The 20,223-nt window shown below is 60.9% G+C and carries 30 protein-coding genes; 7 read left to right on the top strand and 23 right to left on the bottom strand.

What is annotated here, in order from left to right; translation table 11 throughout:
- Window positions 1–10 precede the first annotated feature (10 nt).
- From atpA to B7Y64_RS15785, 6 genes are read right to left on the bottom strand one after another with little or no spacing between them, the layout of a single operon-like run.
- Window positions 11–1,564, bottom strand: a complete 1,554-nt coding sequence (atpA, locus tag B7Y64_RS15810) for a F0F1 ATP synthase subunit alpha (protein ID WP_111868525.1) — start codon at window positions 1,562–1,564, stop codon at window positions 11–13.
- A gap of 42 nt (window positions 1,565–1,606) precedes the next feature.
- Window positions 1,607–2,149: a F0F1 ATP synthase subunit delta gene (locus B7Y64_RS15805; protein WP_291324954.1), complete on the bottom strand. Its 543-nt coding sequence runs from the start codon at window positions 2,147–2,149 to the stop codon at window positions 1,607–1,609.
- 9 nt (window positions 2,150–2,158) lie between these two features.
- A complete protein-coding gene (locus tag B7Y64_RS15800) occupies window positions 2,159–2,629 on the bottom strand; it encodes a F0F1 ATP synthase subunit B (protein WP_024813794.1) in 471 nt (156 codons plus the stop codon).
- A gap of 34 nt (window positions 2,630–2,663) precedes the next feature.
- Window positions 2,664–2,933 carry a F0F1 ATP synthase subunit C gene (gene atpE / locus B7Y64_RS15795; RefSeq protein WP_007847749.1) on the bottom strand — a complete coding sequence of 90 codons (270 nt, stop codon included), beginning with the start codon at window positions 2,931–2,933 and terminating at the stop codon, window positions 2,664–2,666.
- 56 nt (window positions 2,934–2,989) lie between these two features.
- Window positions 2,990–3,868 (bottom strand): F0F1 ATP synthase subunit A, encoded by an 879-nt coding sequence (atpB, locus tag B7Y64_RS15790; protein ID WP_114655680.1) that lies wholly within the window; start codon window positions 3,866–3,868, stop codon window positions 2,990–2,992.
- Window positions 3,869–3,887: 19 nt separating this feature from the next.
- Window positions 3,888–4,361: an ATP synthase subunit I gene (locus B7Y64_RS15785; RefSeq protein WP_291324955.1), complete on the bottom strand. Its 474-nt coding sequence runs from the start codon at window positions 4,359–4,361 to the stop codon at window positions 3,888–3,890.
- Window positions 4,362–4,633: 272 nt separating this feature from the next.
- Between B7Y64_RS15785 and B7Y64_RS15780 the strand changes: the two genes are divergently transcribed.
- The 5 genes from B7Y64_RS15780 to B7Y64_RS15760 all read left to right on the top strand — a co-directional run bounded on the left by B7Y64_RS15780 (window position 4,634) and on the right by B7Y64_RS15760 (window position 8,354).
- A complete protein-coding gene (locus tag B7Y64_RS15780) occupies window positions 4,634–4,951 on the top strand; it encodes a DUF493 family protein (RefSeq protein WP_024813791.1) in 318 nt (105 codons plus the stop codon).
- A gap of 3 nt (window positions 4,952–4,954) precedes the next feature.
- Window positions 4,955–5,650, top strand: coding sequence for a lipoyl(octanoyl) transferase LipB (gene lipB, locus B7Y64_RS15775; protein ID WP_114655682.1), 696 nt, complete (start codon window positions 4,955–4,957; stop codon window positions 5,648–5,650).
- Between the two features lie 14 nt (window positions 5,651–5,664).
- Window positions 5,665–6,645, top strand: coding sequence for a lipoyl synthase (lipA, locus tag B7Y64_RS15770; protein WP_291324956.1), 981 nt, complete (start codon window positions 5,665–5,667; stop codon window positions 6,643–6,645).
- Window positions 6,646–6,681: 36 nt separating this feature from the next.
- A complete protein-coding gene (locus B7Y64_RS15765; protein ID WP_114655684.1) occupies window positions 6,682–7,392 on the top strand; it encodes an AraC family transcriptional regulator in 711 nt (236 codons plus the stop codon).
- Window positions 7,393–7,520: 128 nt separating this feature from the next.
- A complete protein-coding gene (locus tag B7Y64_RS15760; protein ID WP_291324957.1) occupies window positions 7,521–8,354 on the top strand; it encodes a DMT family transporter in 834 nt (277 codons plus the stop codon).
- A gap of 68 nt (window positions 8,355–8,422) precedes the next feature.
- On the opposite strand, the gene ptsP is transcribed toward B7Y64_RS15760, so the two are convergent.
- From ptsP to B7Y64_RS15740, 4 genes are all read right to left on the bottom strand, one after another.
- On the bottom strand, window positions 8,423–10,177 hold the full coding sequence (ptsP, locus tag B7Y64_RS15755) for a phosphoenolpyruvate--protein phosphotransferase (RefSeq protein WP_291324958.1): 1,755 nt from the start codon (window positions 10,175–10,177) through the stop codon (window positions 8,423–8,425).
- A gap of 100 nt (window positions 10,178–10,277) precedes the next feature.
- Window positions 10,278–10,547: an HPr family phosphocarrier protein gene (locus B7Y64_RS15750; protein WP_024813786.1), complete on the bottom strand. Its 270-nt coding sequence runs from the start codon at window positions 10,545–10,547 to the stop codon at window positions 10,278–10,280.
- Window positions 10,516–10,965, bottom strand: a complete 450-nt coding sequence (locus tag B7Y64_RS15745) for a PTS sugar transporter subunit IIA (RefSeq protein ID WP_291324960.1) — start codon at window positions 10,963–10,965, stop codon at window positions 10,516–10,518. The genes B7Y64_RS15750 and B7Y64_RS15745 overlap by 32 nt, the downstream gene beginning before the upstream one ends.
- Window positions 10,966–11,049: 84 nt before the next feature.
- Entirely contained in the window at window positions 11,050–11,577 is a 528-nt protein-coding gene (locus B7Y64_RS15740; RefSeq protein WP_291324961.1) for a hypothetical protein, read from the bottom strand.
- Window positions 11,578–11,749: 172 nt separating this feature from the next.
- On the opposite strand from B7Y64_RS15740, the gene B7Y64_RS15735 reads away from it, so the two are divergent.
- Both B7Y64_RS15735 and B7Y64_RS15730 read left to right on the top strand, forming a co-directional pair.
- A complete protein-coding gene (locus B7Y64_RS15735) occupies window positions 11,750–12,253 on the top strand; it encodes a TlpA disulfide reductase family protein (RefSeq protein WP_291324962.1) in 504 nt (167 codons plus the stop codon).
- 223 nt (window positions 12,254–12,476) lie between these two features.
- Window positions 12,477–12,968: a GNAT family N-acetyltransferase gene (locus B7Y64_RS15730; protein WP_291324963.1), complete on the top strand. Its 492-nt coding sequence runs from the start codon at window positions 12,477–12,479 to the stop codon at window positions 12,966–12,968.
- Window positions 12,969–13,028: 60 nt separating this feature from the next.
- Here B7Y64_RS15730 and B7Y64_RS15725 read toward each other — a convergent pair whose 3' ends face one another.
- The 13 genes from B7Y64_RS15725 to tuf all read right to left on the bottom strand — a co-directional run.
- Window positions 13,029–13,535, bottom strand: a complete 507-nt coding sequence (locus tag B7Y64_RS15725; RefSeq protein ID WP_291324964.1) for a peroxiredoxin — start codon at window positions 13,533–13,535, stop codon at window positions 13,029–13,031.
- A gap of 116 nt (window positions 13,536–13,651) precedes the next feature.
- The gene (rpsQ, locus tag B7Y64_RS15720; protein ID WP_024813780.1) at window positions 13,652–13,921 is read right to left on the bottom strand and encodes a 30S ribosomal protein S17; all 270 of its coding nucleotides are present in this window, start codon (window positions 13,919–13,921) and stop codon (window positions 13,652–13,654) included.
- A gap of 9 nt (window positions 13,922–13,930) precedes the next feature.
- Window positions 13,931–14,125 (bottom strand): 50S ribosomal protein L29, encoded by a 195-nt coding sequence (gene rpmC, locus B7Y64_RS15715; RefSeq protein ID WP_291324966.1) that lies wholly within the window; start codon window positions 14,123–14,125, stop codon window positions 13,931–13,933.
- Window positions 14,126–14,141: 16 nt separating this feature from the next.
- On the bottom strand, window positions 14,142–14,558 hold the full coding sequence (gene rplP, locus B7Y64_RS15710) for a 50S ribosomal protein L16 (RefSeq protein ID WP_005796975.1): 417 nt from the start codon (window positions 14,556–14,558) through the stop codon (window positions 14,142–14,144).
- Between the two features lie 2 nt (window positions 14,559–14,560).
- Window positions 14,561–15,445 (bottom strand): 30S ribosomal protein S3, encoded by an 885-nt coding sequence (gene rpsC, locus B7Y64_RS15705; RefSeq protein ID WP_291324967.1) that lies wholly within the window; start codon window positions 15,443–15,445, stop codon window positions 14,561–14,563.
- A gap of 14 nt (window positions 15,446–15,459) precedes the next feature.
- The gene (rplV, locus tag B7Y64_RS15700) at window positions 15,460–15,792 is read right to left on the bottom strand and encodes a 50S ribosomal protein L22 (RefSeq protein ID WP_005796970.1); all 333 of its coding nucleotides are present in this window, start codon (window positions 15,790–15,792) and stop codon (window positions 15,460–15,462) included.
- Between the two features lie 9 nt (window positions 15,793–15,801).
- A complete protein-coding gene (gene rpsS, locus B7Y64_RS15695; RefSeq protein ID WP_024813777.1) occupies window positions 15,802–16,080 on the bottom strand; it encodes a 30S ribosomal protein S19 in 279 nt (92 codons plus the stop codon).
- A gap of 10 nt (window positions 16,081–16,090) precedes the next feature.
- On the bottom strand, window positions 16,091–16,915 hold the full coding sequence (rplB, locus tag B7Y64_RS15690; protein WP_024813776.1) for a 50S ribosomal protein L2: 825 nt from the start codon (window positions 16,913–16,915) through the stop codon (window positions 16,091–16,093).
- A gap of 2 nt (window positions 16,916–16,917) precedes the next feature.
- Entirely contained in the window at window positions 16,918–17,232 is a 315-nt protein-coding gene (gene rplW, locus B7Y64_RS15685) for a 50S ribosomal protein L23 (protein WP_291325552.1), read from the bottom strand.
- Window positions 17,229–17,849: a 50S ribosomal protein L4 gene (gene rplD / locus B7Y64_RS15680; protein ID WP_024813775.1), complete on the bottom strand. Its 621-nt coding sequence runs from the start codon at window positions 17,847–17,849 to the stop codon at window positions 17,229–17,231. Before rplD ends, rplW begins: the two co-directional genes overlap by 4 nt.
- Window positions 17,849–18,520 (bottom strand): 50S ribosomal protein L3, encoded by a 672-nt coding sequence (gene rplC, locus B7Y64_RS15675; protein WP_035241392.1) that lies wholly within the window; start codon window positions 18,518–18,520, stop codon window positions 17,849–17,851. The genes rplD and rplC overlap by 1 nt, the downstream gene beginning before the upstream one ends.
- A gap of 215 nt (window positions 18,521–18,735) precedes the next feature.
- Window positions 18,736–19,047, bottom strand: a complete 312-nt coding sequence (rpsJ, locus tag B7Y64_RS15670; protein ID WP_005796953.1) for a 30S ribosomal protein S10 — start codon at window positions 19,045–19,047, stop codon at window positions 18,736–18,738.
- Window positions 19,048–19,053: 6 nt separating this feature from the next.
- A partial coding sequence (gene tuf / locus B7Y64_RS15665; RefSeq protein WP_291329392.1) for an elongation factor Tu occupies window positions 19,054–20,223 on the bottom strand: 1,170 nt, incomplete at its 5' end.

Below are 20,223 nucleotides of genomic sequence, written 5' to 3'. Positions count from 1 at the left end.
CTCGTCCGGTTTAAGCGAACGACTTCTTGAACGCGCCCACGGCAGCGGTCAATTCGGCCTCAGCGTCCTTGTCCATGGCGCGGTCCTTCTCCAGCTTGGCCAGCAGAGCGGCATGGCTGGTCTTGAGGAACTGGTGCAGGCCGTGCTCGAAGTCGAGCACCTTCTTGACGTCGATGTCGTCGAGGAAGCCCTTGTTCACAGCGAACAGCGTCGAGGCCATCAACGAGATAGGCAGAGGGCTGTACTGGGCTTGCTTGAGCAATTCCGTCACACGAGCGCCACGCTCCAGTTGCTTGCGGGTAGCTTCGTCCAGGTCGGAAGCAAACTGCGCAAAGGCAGCCAGCTCACGGTACTGGGCCAAGTCGGTACGGATACCGCCGGACAGGTTCTTGATCAGCTTGGTCTGTGCTGCACCACCCACGCGGGACACCGAAATACCGGCATTGATAGCAGGACGGATACCGGCGTTGAACAGGCTGGTTTCCAGGAAGATCTGGCCGTCGGTGATAGAAATCACGTTGGTTGGCACGAAAGCGGACACGTCGCCAGCTTGCGTTTCGATGATCGGCAGCGCAGTCAGCGAGCCAGTCTTCCCCTTCACGGCACCCTTGGTAAAGGCTTCGACATAGTCGGCATTCACGCGGGCTGCACGCTCGAGCAGGCGGCTGTGGAGATAGAACACGTCGCCAGGGTAGGCTTCGCGGCCTGGTGGGCGACGCAACAGCAGCGAAACCTGGCGATAGGCCACGGCTTGTTTGGACAGGTCGTCATAAACAATCAGGGCGTCTTCGCCGCGGTCGCGGAAATACTCACCCATCGTGCAGCCCGAGTATGCCGACACGTATTGCATGGCGGCGGATTCAGATGCCGAGGCAGCCACGACAATGGTGTATTCCATCGCGCCGGCTTGTTCCAGTGAGCGCACCACGTTCTTGATCGACGACGCCTTCTGACCGATGGCAACGTAGATGCAGGTGACGCCCTGGCCCTTCTGGGCGATGATGGCGTCGATAGCGACGGCAGTCTTGCCGGTCTGGCGGTCACCAATGATCAGTTCGCGCTGACCACGGCCCACAGGCACCATGGAGTCAATCGACTTCAGGCCGGTTTGCAACGGCTGGTCCACCGATTTACGGGCAATCACGCCCGGAGCAACCTTTTCGATCACGTCGGTGAGCTTGGCGTTGATAGGACCCTTGCCGTCAATCGGCTGACCCAAGGCGTTCACCACGCGGCCAATCAGTTCAGGGCCAACTGGCACTTCCAGAATGCGGCCAGTGCACTTGACGGTGTCGCCTTCGGAGATGTGCTCGTACTCACCCAGAATCACGGCGCCGACAGAGTCGCGCTCGAGGTTCAGAGCCAGACCGTAGGAAGGCTGACCGTCCTTGGTGGCGGGGAACTCCAGCATTTCGCCTTGCATCACGTCCGACAGGCCATGAACGCGCACGATACCGTCAGACACGGACACCACGGTGCCCTGGTTGCGGATGTCGCTGCTGGCGGCCAGCCCTTCGATGCGGCTCTTGATGAGTTCAGAAATTTCTGCGGGATTGAGTTGCATGACTCTTTCCTTCTTTCTTTGGTTCGCGAAGACCTCGCCGCATCACGCGGTGAGGACCGCTTTCATTTGTTCAAGACGGGCCTTGACCGAAGTGTCCAGCACCTCGTCACCCACCACTACGCGAATGCCACCGATCAGGGACTCGTCCTGCTGCACGGTGAGATTGAGCTTGCGGCCAAAGCGGTTTTCCAGCGCCGAGCCGACGTCTGCCAGTGCAGCGCCGTCCATGGGAAAGGCGCTGTAGACCACGGCGTCCGAAGACCCGTTGCGGCGATTGACAAGAGCACGAAACTGCTCAGCCACTTCGGGGAGCGCGTTGAGACGCCCGTTGTCGATGACTGTACGCAGGAAGTTTTTCGCCATTTCGGGCAGCGCAGACTGCGCTACACCCGTGAAGACGTCAAACACCTGGCCTGCCGTCACTTTGGGGTTGTCCGCCAGCTGGCGCAACTGTGGGTTGGCGGCAATCGCCGCCAGTTCGTCCACCCAGGCAGCGGTGCTACCCAGATCGACGCCCGCACCCGCCGTGACGGCCTTGAACAAGGCATCGGCGTAAGGGCGTGCAATGGTGGCGAGTTCTGCCATATTGTCCCCTTACAGCTCGGTCTTCAGGCGGTTGAGCAGGTCGGCATGAACGCCAGCATTGACTTCCTTGCGGAGAATCTGCTCGGCACCCTTGACGGCCAGTGCTGCCACCTGCTCACGCAGGGATTCGCGGGCTTGCACCGTTTGCTGCTCGGCTTCAGCGCGGGCAGCAGCAACAATCTTGTTGCCTTCCTCGGTGGCGCGGGCCTTGGCCTCTTCCACGATGGCCTGGGCACGTCGGTCGGCGTCCGCAAGACGCGAGGCCGTTTCGTTGCGGGCCTGTGACAGCTCCTTTTCGACGCGCTGATTGGCAGCGGTCAGTTCGGACTTGGCACGGTCGGCAGCGGCGAGGCCATCGGCGATTTTCTGGGCTCGTTCATCCAGCGCCTTTGCGATCGGAGGCCACACGAATTTCATCGTGAACCACACAAGGATCAGAAAGACAATGGCCTGAACGAACAGGGTCGCATTGATACTCACGGCAACACCTTTCTAGAGTGGCGTTGAACGGGAATTACTTGGGCAGGTTGGCCAAGAACGTCGAAGCGAAGGGGTTGGCGAATGCGAACAGCAGAGCGATAGCCACACCGATCAGGAAAGCCGCATCGATCAGACCAGCCAAGATGAACATCTTGGTTTGCAGTTCGTTGATCAGTTCAGGCTGACGTGCCGACGATTCGAGGAACTTGCCACCCATCAGTGCGATACCGATCGAAGCGCCGATGGCACCAAGACCAACGATCAGACCACAAGCCAGAGCGACGAGACCGAGAATGTTTTCCATGATGACTCCTGAGTTAAAAAAGAAAAGTTAAGGAAAGAAACAACGAAAGGGAAAGCTTAATGGGCGTTGTGCGCCTGGCCAAGGTAGATCAGCGACAGCATCATGAAAATGAATGCTTGCAGCGTGATCACCAGAATATGAAACAGCGTCCAGATGGTGCCCGCGATCACATGACCCACAGGCAGCAGCACCCCAGACAGAGACAGCGCGGCTGCGCCACCCATCAATGCAATCAGCATGAAGACCAGTTCGCCGGCATACATGTTGCCGAACAACCGCATGCCGTGGGACACGGTATTGGCCACATATTCAATGATCTGCATCAGCACATTGATCACACCGAGAATCAGGGCGAAGATCGGATTCTTGCTGGTACCAAAAGGAGCCGACACGAGTTCGTGCGCCCAACCGCCAGCACCCTTAATCTTGACGCTGTACCAGAAGCGCAGGACCAGAACAGCGAAAGCCAAACCAAGGGTCGTGGACAGATCGGCCGTCGGCACGACACGCAGGTAAGCATGACTCGGATCATGGCCAGCGGCGCCGTAGATCTGTGCCCAGAGGGCTGGCAGCGCATCCACCGGCAGCATGTCCATGAAGTTCATCAGGAAGATCCAGACAAACACGGTAAGACCCAGCGGAGCGATGAACTTGCGGCTCTCAGCGTTGTGAATGTTGGCTTTCGCCTGATTGTCAACCATCTCCACCAGGATTTCCACGGCCGCCTGGAAGCGCCCCGGAACACCGGAAGTTGCCTTGCGGGCAGCCGACCAGAGAATCAAAAGCGTGATGACGCCCAGAACGAGCCCCACAATGATGGAGTCGTAGTTGATGACGGTGAAGTCAACAATCTTGGTCTGGTTGACGTTCTGAAGATGCTGCAGGTGGTGAACGATGTATTCACTTGCAGTCGGAGCGTGCGCTTCTGCGGCCATCGGACAACTCTTCTCTTTATCAATCGGTTTTTCGGACACCGGGCCGCACCAAAAGTGCCACCCAGTACGTTTTCATCGTGATCACCATACCCGCCACCAGGGCCAACCAACTCAACCCCGGCACCAGCCGAGGCGCAGCAGCCAGCAGGGCCACCGTCAACACAATCTTGGCAATCTCCCAGCCAAAGAACCCCACCATGGCCCCTCGCGGATTCTCGGACGCCTTTTGGCGCTGGACGCCGCGCGCGAACAAGGCAGCTGGAAGCACCACCGCCAGAGCACCATAGGCTGCAGACCAGCCAACCGACACCCGACCCGTCACAACCCAAGCCGCCAAAGCCACCAGCACTCCAACCAGCGCCTGACCCACCACAATCTTCCACATCGACACGACAGGATTGCGACTGCGCCACTGTTCAGCCTCTTGGGCCGTCAGGGGCTTGAAGTCAGGCTCTTCAGCCTCAGCTTCTGTTACAGGCGCGATTGTTTTCATGGATGAATGACGCCCGCGTCACAAGCTGGAACTTTTACAAAGCCTCTAATTATAAGTAAAAACCCGTGGCGGATTGCAAAGACCCGCAACGCGGGTGCGAAAGTGGTGCGCGCGCTGCCCTGTTGTGGCTATCGACCAACGGCGCGCGGCACCACAATACACTTTTCTTGCACCCTTATCGAGCAAGGACATCGCTGTGAAGCATTGCCATTACTTGGCTTTGTCGCCCAATGGTAAAGCATCTTAAGCTATCAAAAAAGAAGCACTCGTCCATGATTTCTCCTACACCGCCCCCAGCCAACGGCGCTGCACCATCCACCGATGATCCCCGCAAGGATTCTCTGATCGAATACCCATCCCGGTTTCCCATCAAGGTCATGGGCGCCAAAGTGGATGGTTTTGTGCATGCAGTGACCGAGTTGGCGCACCGCTTCGACCCCACTTTCGATGCCGCCACCATTGAACTGCGCGACAGCCGTGCGGGCAATTATCTCGGCGTCACCATCACCATCACCGCCACCAGCCGGGAGCAGCTTGATGACCTGTACCGCGCGCTGTCAGCACACCCCCTGGTGAAAGTGGTGCTCTAAGACATGGCCATCGACCTCTGCGTGCTGGGCCGGGTGGACTATGCCGCCACCGTGCAGGCCATGCAGGACTACACGGCGACCCGCACGCCGGAGAGCCGTGATTTGCTCTGGATTTGCGAGCACGATGCGCTTTACACACAAGGGATAGCGGGCAAAACAGATCACATTCTTCGCCCCGGCAACATTCCGGTGGTTGCCACCAACCGGGGCGGGCAGGTCACTTTTCATGGCCCCGGTCAGGTGGTGGCTTACCCGCTGATTGACCTGCAGCGCGCCGGCTATTTCGTCAAGGAATACGTCTATCGCATTGAAGAGGCGGTGATCCGCACACTGGCGCACTTTGGTGTCACGGGCCACCGCGTGGCCGGTGCCCCCGGCATCTATGTGCGCCTGGATGACCCGCACAGCCACGCGCTGCTGCCCCAGCGGCCACAAAAGCGCGTCGGCGCCGCTGCTCCAGTGCCCGAATTTGACGGGCTGGGGAAGATTGCCGCCTTGGGCATCAAGGTCAGCCGGCACTGCACCTACCACGGCGTGGCGCTCAATGTGGCCATGGACCTGGAACCTTATGAACGCATCAACCCTTGCGGTTACGCAGGTTTGAAAACGGTGGATCTTTCTACAATCGGGGTCCACACCACTTGGGACGAAGCCGCGCAGGTGCTGGGCCAGCAGCTCAGCGCCCGGCTTGCACCCTGAACTGCCTACACGCCATGAGCACCCCTGAAGTCGTCCGCGAAGCACAGTCCGCAGAAACCTACAACCCGCTGGCCAAACAGAAGGCCGCCGCCAAGCTGTCGCGGATTCCGATCAAGGTCGAACAAGGCGAAGTGCTGAAAAAGCCCGAGTGGATCCGTGTAAAAGCCGGCTCGCCCACCACACGTTTCTACGAGATCAAGCAGATCCTGCGCGAGAACAATCTCAACACCGTATGTGAAGAAGCCTCCTGCCCCAACATCGGCGAGTGTTTCGGCAAGGGCACGGCGACTTTCATGATCATGGGCGACAAGTGCACGCGCCGCTGCCCGTTCTGCGACGTGGGCCATGGCCGCCCCGACCCGCTCGACAAGGACGAGCCGTTGAACTTGGCAAGGACGATTGCTGCGCTCAAGCTCAAGTACGTGGTCATCACCAGCGTGGACCGCGACGACCTGCGCGATGGCGGCAGTGCGCACTTCGTGGAGTGCATCCAGCGCATCCGCGAGCTCTCGCCCGCCACGCAAATCGAGATCCTTACACCTGACTTCCGCGGCCGCGACGACCGCGCGCTCGAAGTCCTGAAGGCCGCACCGCCCGACGTGATGAACCACAACCTGGAAACCGCGCCGCGCCTGTACAAGGAGGCGCGCCCCGGCTCCGACTACCAGTTCAGCCTGAACCTGCTCAAAAAGTTCAAGGCCCTGCATCCCGACGTGCCCACCAAGAGCGGCATCATGGTCGGATTGGGCGAGACCGACGAGGAGATCCTGCAGGTGATGCGCGACATGCGCGCGCACAACATCGACATGCTGACCATCGGCCAGTACCTGGCCCCCAGCAACAGCCACCTGCCCGTTCGCCGCTACGTGCACCCCGACACCTTCAAGATGTTCGAGCAAGAAGCCTACAAGATGGGCTTCAGCCACGCAGCGGTGGGTGCCATGGTCCGCAGCAGCTACCACGCAGACCAGCAGGCGCACGCCGCCGGCGTGTAAACCAGCCCACCCGAATCAGCGCGGCGGAGTTGCCCCGTGAACACCTCCGACCAGCTCTCTCTGCGCCGCTACGGCGCATCGCCCGGGAGCCACAGCCATGGTCACTTCCAGATCCTGCTGGGCCTGTCCGGGACGCTCGAACTGGAAGTTGAGGGATGCGGTGTGCGGGTGGCGTCGGGCAGCGGCTGCGTCATCGCGCCCGGGCACCGCCACGATTTCGAATCCCTTCATGGCAGTCTGTGCCTGGTGCTGGACAGCGTGCACCCTGACTGGGCGCAGTGCGCAGGCCGGCGCGACACGGTGGCACCCCCGGCGCAGACGCTGGCGCTGGCGCACTATCTGGCCAGCGCGCTTCAATCGGGTCGCCCGCTGGCGCAGGCACATGGCCCCGCTCTGTTGCGCGAAGCCTGGCTGGCCGGCAGCCTGGCGCCCACCTCACCGCCCCCTGCCGCGCGCCGCCGCCGCATTGACTGGGCCGTGCTGCAGCAATGGGCGGCGCAGCAATGGCACAACAACCTCACCGTGGCGGACCTGGCCATGCAAGTGCACCTGAGCCCCAGCCAGTTTGCGGCGCGCTGCCGTGAAGATCACGGCATGGGAGCCATGGCGTGGTTGCGCGTCCAGCGCCTGGCGCAAGCCCAGTGGCTGCGAGGCAATGGTGTCGCGGTGGCCGAAGTGGCGCGGCGCACCGGCTACCGCTCGCCCTCGGCGCTGACGGCCGCCTTGCGGCGCTCCACGCTGCGCTGAGCCCCCCCGCACACTCTAACCCTCTGCGGCCAAGCCCGCGCACTGCACGCACACCGTCCGCAGGCTTGCAACGACACGCCGTCGTTGCGCGACGATGCCCGGCTCCGCAGACGCATACAGTCGGGTGTATGCAAGCCAACCTTTATGCCCTGGGTGCGATTGCCTTGTGGGCCGCCCTCGCCTCGCTGGGCGTCTCGCTCACGCACGTTCCCCCCTTCCTGCTGACCGGCGTCGCCCTCATCATCGGCAGCGTGCCGGCCTGGCCATTGGTGTTGCGCGATCCATCCCAGTGGCGCATTCCGCTGCGTACGCTGGCGCTGGGTGTGTATGGCCTGTTTGCGTACCACTTCCTGCTGTTCATCGCGCTGCGCCACGCGCCGCCCGTCGAGGCCAACCTGGTCAACTACCTGTGGCCACTGCTCATCGTGGTCCTGGCACCCGTGGTGTTGCCCGGCGTGGCGCTGCGCCTGCCCCATGTGCTGGCGGCCCTGCTGGGCTTTGGCGGCGCAGCCATTGCCATGGTGGGAGGGCGCGAACTGAGCGGCACGCTGGCCTGGGGCTACCTGCCCGCGCTGGCGGCGGCGTTCATCTGGGCCACCTACTCGCTGCTCACCAAACGTGTGGCGGCCTTCCCCACCACGGCCATTGGCCTGTTCGGACTGGTCTCGGGCGTGCTCTCGCTGCTGTGCCATGTGGTGCTGGAACCGGCCGCTTCGCTGCAGGCGCGCGATTGGGCGCTGCTGGCCGTGCTGGGCCTGGGCCCGCTGGGCGCATCGTTCTTTCTTTGGGACAAGGCGCTCAAGCTCGGGGATGCGCGGCACATCGGCATCCTGAGCTACATCACGCCGCTGGCCTCTACCGCTCTGCTGCTGCTGGTGAGCGGCCGCCCGTTCAGCTGGAGCATTGCCATCTCCACGGCAATGATCATCAGCGCCGCCGTGTTGGGCATGCGGGCCCGGTAGAAAATTTGGCCAAAAAGGTCTCTAGCGCTTATGGATAAAGCGCAAGCAGCTATTATTTATATAGCATGTCAGGCCACAGCCAATGCAGCGGTCACTTCCCCCGCCAGCACTTGCTGTGCCCACGGGGCCAGCTTGCGGATGTCGGCCCGCAAGATCTCTTGCTTCACGGCCAGGATCTGCGCCGGGTGCATCGAAAAACTGCGCAGGCCCAGCCCCAGCAACAGGCGCGTCATGGTCACATCGCCCGCTGTTTCGCCGCACACACACACGCTCTTGCCTTGCGCCTGGCCCTCTGAGATCACGTCGGCCACCAGGCGCAGCACCGCAGGGTGCAAGGGGTCGTACAGATGGGCCACGGCTTCGTCGGCGCGGTCGATGGCGAGGGTGTACTGGATGAGGTCGTTGGTACCGATGGACAAAAAGTCGAAATGCTTGAGAAAGCTGCGCACCATCAGGGCAGCTGCTGGCACTTCGATCATGGCGCCCAGCTCGACCGGGCCATAGGGCACGCCCCGGGCGTCGAGTTCGGCACGCGCCAACGCCACCTGGGCCAGCGTCTGCTCGATTTCGTGCAGATGCGCCAGCATCGGGAACAGCAACTTCACCTTGCCGTAGGCGGCTGCGCGCAGCACCGCGCGCAGCTGGTTTCGGAACATGGACGGATCGGCCAGGCTCCAGCGAATGGCCCGCAAACCAAGGGCGGGATTGAGGTGCGTGTCCTTGTGGCCCTTGTCCAGTGGTTTGTCGGCGCCCACGTCAATGGTGCGAATGGTGACCGGCAGGCCCTGCATGCCGTCGATGGCTTCGCAATACGCCCGGTATTGCTCGTCTTCACCGGGCAGGTTGCCATTTTTGCCCATGAAGAGGAATTCGCTGCGGAACAGACCTACGCCCACGGCGCCCGCGCGCACGGCGGCAGCCGCATCGCCGGGCTGCTCGATGTTGGCCAGCAGCTCGACCTTGTGGCCATCCAGCGTGACTGCAGGCGTGTGGCGCAGGCGCGAGAGGCGCTCGCGCTCCAGCTCGGTCTGGCGCTGGCGAAACCCGTACTCGGCCAGAACGATGGGCGAGGGATCCACGATCATCACCCCGGCATCGCCGTCGATGATGACCCAATCGTCCTGGCGCACCAGCTGGCTGGCCGCACGCGCGCCCACCACGGCCGGAATGTCCATGCTGCGCGCCACGATGGCGGTGTGCGAGGTCTTTCCGCCCACGTCGGTCACAAAGCCGGCGAAAACGCTTTGCTTGAACTGCAGCATGTCGGCCGGTGACAGGTCGTGCGCCACCAGCACCAGCGGCACATCCACGGTGTCATCGAGCAGCAGGTCTTGCTGGGTCTTACGGCGCGGGCTGCTGGCAGGTGGCGCCACCGGGCTGGCGACGCCCTTCATGTAGCGCAGGATGCGCTCGACCACCTGTTCCAGGTCGGCCTTGCGCTCGCGCAGGTATTCGTCTTCCATCTCGTCGAACTGGCGCGCGATCAGCTCGAACTGTGTGGTCAGGGCCCACTCGGCGTTGTACAGGCGTTCGGAAATCCAGTGCTTGACCCCGCTGGTGAGCATCTCGTCCTGCAGCAGCATCAGGTGCACATCCAGCAGCGCTGTCAGTTCGGGCGGCGCGTCGGGCGGCATGTCAGCCTGCAGGCGCTGCAATTCATCGGACACCGCATTGCGCCCCTGGCGCACCCGCTCGACTTCCGCGACCACCTGCTCGGGCTGGATGAAATAGTGCGCCACATCCATGCGGCTGGAGGCCACCAGCACAGCCCGGCCGATGGCGATGCCCCGAGCAACCGCAAGTCCATGGACGGAAAACGTCATCAAAACTCCTTTTTCGGCAACAGTTCAATCACCGTTTCAGCCCCCCGCGCCCCCTTAGTGGGCACAAATCCCGCGCCCGGTGCGTTCACGAAAACGCCTGTCATTCACCCTCGCCGAACTTGTCGGCGATCAGCGCGAGCAGCGCATCCATGGCCTCCTGTTCACGCTCGCCGATGGTCTCGATTTCTACCTCGGTGCCCATGCCTGCGGCGAGCATCATCACCCCCATGATGCTCTTGGCATTGATGCGGCGATCGCCCCGGCTCATGAAAACATCGCAAGGAAAACTGCCTGCCAGCTTGGTCAGCTTGGCAGACGCGCGGGCATGCAGGCCCAGTTTATTGTTGATGGTCGTGTGGGTCTTGATCATGGGAGTTTCGTCGAGTCTGGTTCTGCGGCGCCGCAATGGCCACCTGCATCACACCCTGGGTGCCGCCGACGACAGCGCGGGACACCACGGCGTCAAGAGGCTCTGCCCGATAGCTCACGGCACGCAGCAGCATGGGCAGGTTCACACCCGCCACCAGACGCGAGCCCACGCCGTCCACCAGTCGTTGCGCGATGTTGCAGGGCGTGGCGCCAAAGAGGTCGGTCAGCACCAGCGTGGAGTGCGTGCCCATTTGCTCCAGCAGGCCGCGCGCCTGCGCAAGGCTGTCTTCTGGGGCGGCGTGAGGTTGCACATCCAACGCGGCAACGCTGTCGCCACAGTCGGCAAACACATGCAATGCACATTCGCGCAAGGCATGTGCCAACGGGGCGTGGGCAATAATGAGAATGCTGGTGCTCATGGTGTGATGGTTTGCCTTGCATTATGGCGGCCTGAAACGATGCCACGGCAGACAAACCGGTAGCGGAGCCCCGGGGCAACAAGCTCAATGAAGGGTCAGGCCGGCAAAAAAGGCGTCGGCCACGTCGGGCCGGGGCTTGGCGGTGTACACCACGGCGTGGTACAGCCGTACCTGCGGGCCCACCGCGCGCGCAAACCACACACCCTGCACCGTGACGGCCGCGCCATCCGCACGTTGCCCCTGGGCCACCAGACGCACCGCAGACGGCAATGGCAACGTGCCCGGTGGTGCAAATGCCTGTTCGGAAACCACGGTGGCGGCACCCACGCGCACCAGCGCCGCCGCCCGCCAGTGCGCTAGCGCGGTGTCGGCGCGGGCCGGGTCGGGCAACGCGGCGTGGGATATGGCAAAAGTGGCGTTATCGGCTTCGCAGCCCGCCATGGCCAGCTCCACCGGCACACCGGCCATTTCCACAGTGCGCACGGCATGGTCGGGCTTGCACGGCAGGGTGGCAGTGAATGCGGCTCCGTCGAGCGGCACGCTGCGCCAGTTCAGGGCGGGGCTGCATGCCGCCAGCAGCAGGGCGGCAACCCAAGGCAATGTCCAGTTCATGGCTTGATTATCTGCAGCGGCTTGCTTCTGTGCAGTGGTGCACACTTTGCAAGCGAACTTTCACGATGGTCTGGGGTCAACTCAAGCTGGTCACACGGCGCAGCATGCGGGGGCAGGAAGTCCTGCACAATGCAGCGTTGGGCGTGGCCCACAGCTTTTGGACGAGGATGTCATGGGTATCAAGCATTGGGCGCTGGGCGCCGCATTGGTGGCTTTTGCGGGCGTGGGGGCGTTTGTGTATCTGGACGCCGGGCGTTCGGAGGCACCGGAATCCACGTTTGTATTGCTGGACGGTTCGAGCCAAACCACCGCCGATTTGCGCGGCAAAGTCACGCTGGTGAATTTCTGGGCCACCAGCTGCACCACCTGCGTGGCTGAGATGCCCGAAATCATCGCCACCCACAACAAATACCACGCCAAGGGTTTTGACACACTGGCCGTGGCCATGAGCTACGACCCGCCCAGCTACGTAGTGAACTTTGCCGAATCGCGCAAACTGCCGTTCAAGGTAGCGCTCGACAACACCGGCGCTGTGGCCAAGGCCTGGGGTGACGTGCGCCTCACGCCGTCGACCTTCATCGTGAACAAGCGCGGCGAAATCGTCAAAAGCTTTGTCGGTGCCCCCAACTTTCCGGAACTGCACCAGCTGATTGAAAAACTCCTGGCAGAAAGCTGATCGGGCCGCTGGCCCGGCGGTTCCCGAAAAGGTCTGTTTTTTGAAGTTGATGTTTTCGATGGTGGCGGTCCGCGCTGAAAATGCTCGGTAGTGCCGCATGCAGCTTGAGGGCGTTGCGTGCAGCTGAGGCGGGGGTTGTCTTGGCAGATAGCGTTGTGCAGGGTGCAGACCGCAATCCCTCTCCTGCCGCTACACTGTCTTTTTGACTTCGCCAGCTCGCGTTGTGGATAAGTTACCCGTCACTTTGCTGAACCCGTCCTTGCCGCACGAAATGGACATGGTGCGTGCGATCTTCCGGGAGTACGCCGAAAGCCTCGGAATCGACCTGTGTTTTCAGGATTTTGAAAACGAACTCGTCCAGTTGCCTGGAGATTACGCTCCGCCACGCGGGCATTTGCTGCTGGCCGAGGTGGATGGCGCCATCGCCGGTTGCTGTGCATTGCGCCCGCTGGACACGGCCGATTACCCCAATGCCGCCGAAATGAAACGCCTGTATGTGCGCAAGGCATTTCGGGGCTTTGGCCTGGGCCGTCAACTGGCCGAAGCGGCGCTCGACGCGGCACGGGTAAAGGGCTATGCCTGCGTGCTGCTCGATACGCTGGACGAAATGGAATCGGCACGGGCCCTGTATGCAGACTTCGGTTTCGTCGAAATTCCACCCTACTATCACAACCCCATTCCCGGGGCGCATTACCTCAAGGCGGACATTCTTTGAGTTAAATTGACTGCTAGCCCTTATAAAGAAAGCGCTAACAGCTATTTATTTAATAGCAAATCAAGCTTTGGCCTGCGCCAGCAACGTATCAGCATCGCTCACGGCGAATTGCCCAGGCGCTTCCACATTGAGCGTGACGACCTTGCCATCACGCACCAGCATCGAGTAGCGGTTGCTGCGCAGCCCCATGCCCTTGCCATGGAGATCCAGTGTCAGGCCCGTGGCTTTGGCAAAGGCAGCATCGCCGTCGGCGAGCATGCGCACCGTGTCGCCAGTCTTCTGGTCACGCGCCCACGCACCCATCACAAACGCATCGTTGACGCTCACGCACCAGATTTCATCGACACCCGCGGCACGGAACTCGGCAGCCTTCGCCACATAGCCGGGCACATGCTTGGCAGAACAGGTGGGAGTGAACGCACCGGGCAAGGCAAACAGCGCAATGGTTTTACCTGCGGTGGCTTTCTCCACGGGCACGGGGTTCGGGCCGATGCTGCAGCCTTCGCCCTCGACTTCCGAGTATTCCATCAGGGTGGTGGCTGGCAGGGTATCACCGACTTTGATCATGTTCATCTCCAAGAGGCTGAGAAAATTCCGCCGGGGTGCACATTGCATCCCACAAAGCAAAACGACCCACATTGTGGGTCGTTTTGAAGGGCCTTGCTGGCTTGCGCCATTAGGGCTTAGAGCAGGCCAGCCTTTTGCACCAGACGGGTAGCAACCCAGTTCTTGGTCTTGGAGAGCGGACGGCTCTCGGTGATTTCGATCGTGTCGCCCAGCTTGTACTCGCCATTTTCGTCATGGGCGTGGTACTTGCTCGACTTACCGACGATCTTGCCGTAGAGCTCGTGCTTCACACGGCGCTCCACGAGCACCGTTACAGTCTTTTGACGCTTGTCGCTGACCACCTTGCCAACCAAGGTGCGCTTGAGGGATTTTTTAGGTTCCGTCATAGGGGCTCCTTACTTGGCGGCTTGCTTTTCAGCAAGAATGGTCTTGGCGCGAGCGATGTCGCGACGGGTGATACGCAACGTGTTGGTGTTACCCAGCTGTTGTGTAGCCTTCTGCATGCGCAGTCCGAAATGGGCTTTTTGCAAGGCCTTGATTTCGGTTTCGATGCCGGCGACGTCTTTTTGGCGCAGTTCAGTAGATTTCATTGCTTGTTCTCCTGAATTACGAGCCAATCAGGCGGCTGACAAACGTGGTGCGCAGCGGCAGCTTGGCGGCAGCCAGGCGGAACGCTTCGCGGGCCAGTTCTTCAGGCACGCCCACGATTTCAAAAACGATCTTGCCGGGCTGGATTTCAGCCACGTAATACTCGGGGTTGCCCTTACCGTTACCCATACGCACTTCTGCGGGCTTGGTAGAGATTGGCTTGTCCGGGAACACGCGGATCCAGATACGGCCGCCACGCTTGACGTGACGGGAAATCGCACGACGTGCAGCTTCGATCTGGCGGGCCGTCAGACGGCCCCGATCGGTGCACTTCAGACCGAAATCACCGAACGCAACGGAGGCACCCCGCGTTGCGACACCGGTATTACGGCCCTTTTGCTCCTTGCGGTACTTGCGGCGAGCAGGTTGCAGCATCTTTATTCTCCTTTGCCGTCCGCTGCTGTAGCGGGCGCGTCAACTTTACGAACGCGCTTAACGGCGGTTGCGTCGGCGCCACCGGCACCAACGGGCTTGTCGCTGCCATCTGCAGGGGCGCTGTTGGCACCCATGGGACGACGTGGACCACCACGACCTGCACCTGGACGGTCGCCACCTGGGCGGCCATCACGGCGCGGGCCACGGGGGCGACGCTCTTCTTCCGGACGTGGGGTTTCCACGGCTGGCAGATCATTGCGACCCAGGGTGTCACCCTTATAGACCCAGACCTTGACGCCGATCACACCATAGGTGGTCTTGGCTTCAGAGGTACCGTAGTCAATATCGGCACGCAGTGTGTGAAGTGGCACGCGGCCTTCACGGTACCACTCGCAACGAGCGATTTCGATACCGTTCAGACGACCGGACGACATGATCTTGATGCCCTGGGCACCCAGACGCATGGCGTTCTGCATGGCACGCTTCATGGCGCGACGGAACATGATGCGCTTTTCGAGCTGCTGCGTGATGCTGTCGGCGATCAGCTTGGCATCGATTTCGGGCTTGCGCACTTCTTCGATGTTCACTGCAACCGGCACGCCCAGGCGAGCCGCGAGTTCCTTCTTAAGGTTCTCGATGTCTTCACCCTTCTTGCCGATCACCACGCCCGGACGTGCCGAGTAAATGGTGATGCGGGCGTTCTTGGCAGGACGCTCGATCAGGATGCGCGACACAGCGGCGTTCTTCAACTTGGCCTTCAGGTACTCACGCACCTTGATGTCTTCGGCCAGCATGCCCGCGAAATCACGGTTGCTGGCGTACCAACGGCTGGACCAGTTGCGGCTGACCGCAAGGCGGAATCCGGTAGGATGGATTTTCTGTCCCATAGTCTTCCTTGGCCTCAGTTGCCAACCGTCACGTACACATGGCACGTGGGTTTGCTGATGCGGTTGCCGCGGCCTTTGGCGCGCGCGGTGAAGCGCTTGAGCGTGGTGCCTTGTTCGACGTAGATGGTCTTGACCTTCAGTTCGTCGATGTCAGCGCCATCGTTGTGTTCTGCGTTGGCGATAGCCGATTCCAGAACCTTCTTGACGATTCCCGCAGCTTTTTTCTGCGTGAAAGTCAGGATGTTCAGGGCCTGGTCCACCTTCTTGCCGCGGATCAGATCAGCGACCAGACGGCCTTTGTCGACCGACAGACGGACGCCCCGGAGGACTGCACGTGTTTCAGACATGGTCGTTCCTTATTTCTTCTGGACTTTTTTGTCCGCGGGGTGACCCTTGAAGGTGCGCGTCAGGGCGAATTCGCCCAGCTTGTGGCCCACCATCTGGTCGGTGACGTAGACAGGCACGTGCTGCTTGCCGTTGTGCACGGCAATGGTCAGACCGATGAACTCGGGCAGGACCATGGAGCGACGCGACCAGGTCTTCACTGGTTTCTTATCCTTGGTGGCAATGGCTTTTTCGACCTTGGCCAACAAGTGATGGTCAACAAATGGACCCTTTTTGAGAGAGCGAGTCATCTGTTACCCCTTACTTCTTGCGACGCGACACAATCATTACCTGTGTGCGCTTGTTGTTACGGGTGCGATAACCCTTGGTCAGATTACCCCAAGGATCGACTGCATGACGGCCTTCGCCGGTGCGGCCTTCGCCACCACCGTGAGGGTGATCCACCGGGTTCATGGCAACGCCACGAACCGTAGGACGAATACCCATCCAGCGCTTCACACCGGCTTTGCCGAGTTGGCGCAGGCTGTGCTCTTCGTTGGCCACTTCGCCAATGGTGGCGCGGCATTCGATATGAATCTTGCGGACTTCACCGGAACGCATACGCACCTGGGCGTAAATGCCTTCACGGGCCAGCAAGGTTGCCGAAGCACCTGCCGAGCGAGCGATTTGCGCACCGGCACCGGGCTTGAGCTCGATGCAGTGAATGGTCGAACCCACGGGGATGTTGCGGATCGGCAGCGTGTTGCCTGCGCGGATCGGGGCTTCCGAACCGCTCATCAGCGTTGCGCCGGCTTCCAGACCACGCGGAGCGATGATGTAGCGACGCTCGCCGTCGGCATAGCACACCAGAGCGATGTGGGCCGTACGGTTTGGGTCGTACTCGATGCGCTCAACCTTGGCAGCAATGCCGTCCTTGTTGCGCTTGAAGTCCACCACGCGGTAGTGGTGCTTGTGACCACCGCCCTTGTGGCGGGTGGTGATGTGACCGTTGTTGTTACGACCGGCTTTCTGGAATTGTGGTTCCAGCAATGGGGCGTACGCCTCACCCTTGTACAGGTGGTCACGTGTAACCTTCACCACAGCACGTTGGCCGGGCGAGGTGGGTTTCATTTTTACGACAGCCATGATTACGCAGCCTCCCCGGACAGGTTCAGCTCTTGACCTGGTTGCAGCGTGACATAGGCCTTGCGAACATTGTCGCGGCGACCCACGGTCTTGCCAAAACGCTTGGTCTTGCCTTTGGTGTTTACCACAGAGACGCCCTTGACCTCGACCTTGAACATCAATTCCACAGCGGCCTTGATTTCTGGCTTGGTTGCGTTCTGCAGCACCTTGAACGTCACAGCATTGGACTTCTCGGCAACCATGGTGGCCTTTTCAGACACGACGGGAGCGACCAGCACCTGCATCAGACGACCTTCGTCAAACTTGAGTGTGCTCATGCGAACATCTCCTTGAGTTTGTCGATTGCACCCTTGGTGACGAGCACTTTCTTGAAACGCACCAGCGACACGGGGTCGGCATAACGTGGCTCAACGACGAGCACGTTCACCAAATTGCGTGAGGCCAGGTACAGGTTTTCATCCACTTCGTCGGCAATCACCATCACCGATTGCAGATTCATTGCCTTGAACTTGTCGGCCAGGACCTTGGTCTTGGGCGAATCAAGCTTCAGGGAATCGACCACAGCCAGACGGCCTTCACGGGCGAGCTGCGACAGGATCGCAGACATGCCGGCGCGGTACATCTTCTTGTTGATCTTTTGCGTGAAGTTTTCGTCAGGCATGTTCGGGAAAATCCGACCGCCTCCGCGCCACAGAGGCGAGGAAGTCATACCTGCACGTGCGTTACCCGTACCCTTTTGCTTGAAAGGCTTCTTGGTCGAGTGACGGACTTGCTCGCGATCCTTCTGAGCGCGAGTGCCTTGGCGTGCGTTGGCCTGATAGGCCACCACGATCTGGTGCACCAGATCTTCGTTGTATTCACGACCGAACACGGTTTCAGGCGCTTCGAATTTCGAAGCGGCTTGGCCTTGGTCATTCAGGAGTTCGAGCTGCATTAGTTCGCTCCTTTGGATTTGGCCTTGACCGCTGGGCGCACCGTCACGAACCCACCCTTGGAGCCCGGAATAGCGCCCTTGATCAAGAGCAGTTGACGCGCTTCATCGATGCGGATCACATCGAGGTTTTGCGTGGTCTTGGTGACATCACCGAGGTGACCCGTCATGCGCTTGCCGGGGAACACGCGACCGGGGTCTTGTGCCATACCGATAGAGCCAGGCACATTGTGCGAACGGCTGTTACCGTGCGACGCGCGCTGCGAGCTCATGTTGTGACGCTTGATGGTACCGGCGTAGCCCTTACCGATCGAAGTGCCTTGCACGTCGACCTTTTGACCCACGGAAAACACGGACGTCACGGCCACCGACGCGCCAGCTTGGTACTGGGCTGCGGTATCTGCGGTCACGCGGAATTCCTGGATGATCTCACCGGCTTCCACACCTGCCTTGGCAAGGTGACCGGCTTCTGGCTTGGTCACGCGCGATGCTTTGCGCGAGCCGAACGTGACCTGCAGGGCCACGTAGCCATCGTTCTCTTGGGTTTTGATCTGGGTTACGCGGTTGTTGGACACATCCACCACCGTGACAGGCACTGCGTCCCCGTCATCGGTGAACAGACGCATCATGCCCACCTTGCGACCCAGCAACCCCAGGGAGTTGCTCAGACTCATTTGTTTCTCCAAAACTTCCACCGCCACAACTTCAATTGGCTGCGGCGTTTGCACTCGCGTGCATGAAAGGCGGTTGATAAAACCTCACCTTTTTGACACCGTTTGTACGGCGCAAATTAGGCGAAGCCCTAAAGTATAACGCGAACCGCTTTTTCAAGCAAGTTCGCGTTAGGAAGACGTGGCACCACTGGCAAGCCAGCAGCACCGCGGTCTTTTTACTGCAGCTTGATTTCGACGTCCACACCAGCGGGCAGGTCGAGCTTCATCAAGGCGTCCACCGTCTTGTCGGTGGGATCCACGATGTCCATCAGACGCTGGTGCGTGCGGATTTCAAGCTGGTCACGGCTGGTCTTGTTGACGTGCGGCGAGCGCAGGATGTCAAAACGCTTCATGCGCGTTGGCAGGGGCACGGGGCCCTTGACAATGGCGCCGGTGCGCTTGGCGGTATCAACGATCTCGGCAGCGGACTGGTCGATCAGCTTGTAGTCAAACGCCTTCAGGCGGATGCGGATTTTTTGCTTGGACATGGCAAGTTAAGCAATGATCTTGGCCACGACGCCAGCGCCCACGGTGCGGCCGCCTTCACGGATGGCGAAGCGCAGGCCTTCTTCCATGGCGATGGGGTTGATCAGCTTCACAGTGATCGACACGTTGTCGCCAGGCATGACCATTTCCTTGTCGGCTGGCAACTCGATGGCGCCAGTCACGTCGGTCGTGCGGAAGTAGAACTGAGGGCGGTAGTTGTTGAAGAAAGGCGTGTGACGGCCGCCTTCGTCCTTGCTCAGCACATACACTTCAGCGGTGAAGTGGGTGTGGGGCTTGATCGAGCCGGGCTTGCACAGCACTTGGCCGCGCTCCACGTCTTCACGCTTGGTGCCGCGCAGCAGCAGACCGACGTTGTCGCCAGCCTGGCCCTGGTCCAGCAGCTTGCGGAACATTTCCACGCCGGTGCAGGTGGTCTTGACGGTGTCTTTGATACCGACGATTTCGATTTCTTCGCCGACCTTGATGATGCCGCGCTCGATACGGCCGGTCACCACGGTGCCGCGACCGGAGATGGAGAACACGTCTTCCACGGGCATCAGGAAGGCGCCGTCCACAGCGCGCTCGGGCGTGGGGATGTAGGTGTCCAGTGCTTCAGCCAGCTTCATGATGGCTTCTTCGCCCAGCGGACCCTTGTCGCCTTCCAGGGCGAGCTTGGCGGAACCACGAATGATCGGGGTGTCGTCGCCAGGGAAGTTGTATTTGTCGAGGAGCTCGCGCACTTCCATTTCGACGAGTTCAAGCAGCTCTTCGTCGTCCACCATGTCGCACTTGTTCAGGAACACGATGATGTAAGGCACGCCCACCTGGCGGGCCAGCAGGATGTGTTCACGGGTCTGTGGCATCGGGCCGTCAGCGGCCGAGCACACCAGGATGGCGCCGTCCATCTGGGCAGCGCCGGTGATCATGTTCTTCACATAGTCAGCGTGACCGGGGCAGTCGACGTGGGCGTAGTGGCGGGCAGCCGTTTCGTATTCCACGTGGGCGGTGTTGATCGTGATGCCGCGGGCCTTTTCTTCAGGTGCTGCGTCGATCTGATCGTAGGCCTTGGCTTCGCCGCCGAACTTGGCGGACAGCACCGTGGCGATGGCCGCCGTCAGCGTCGTCTTGCCATGGTCCACGTGACCGATGGTGCCCACGTTGACGTGGGGCTTGGTGCG

The sequence above is a fragment of the Acidovorax sp. 35-64-16 genome (assembly GCF_002281195.1).
GTDB lineage: Bacteria > Pseudomonadota > Gammaproteobacteria > Burkholderiales > Burkholderiaceae_C > Acidovorax > Acidovorax defluvii.
This window is presented reverse-complemented; position numbering and strand designations above follow the sequence as displayed.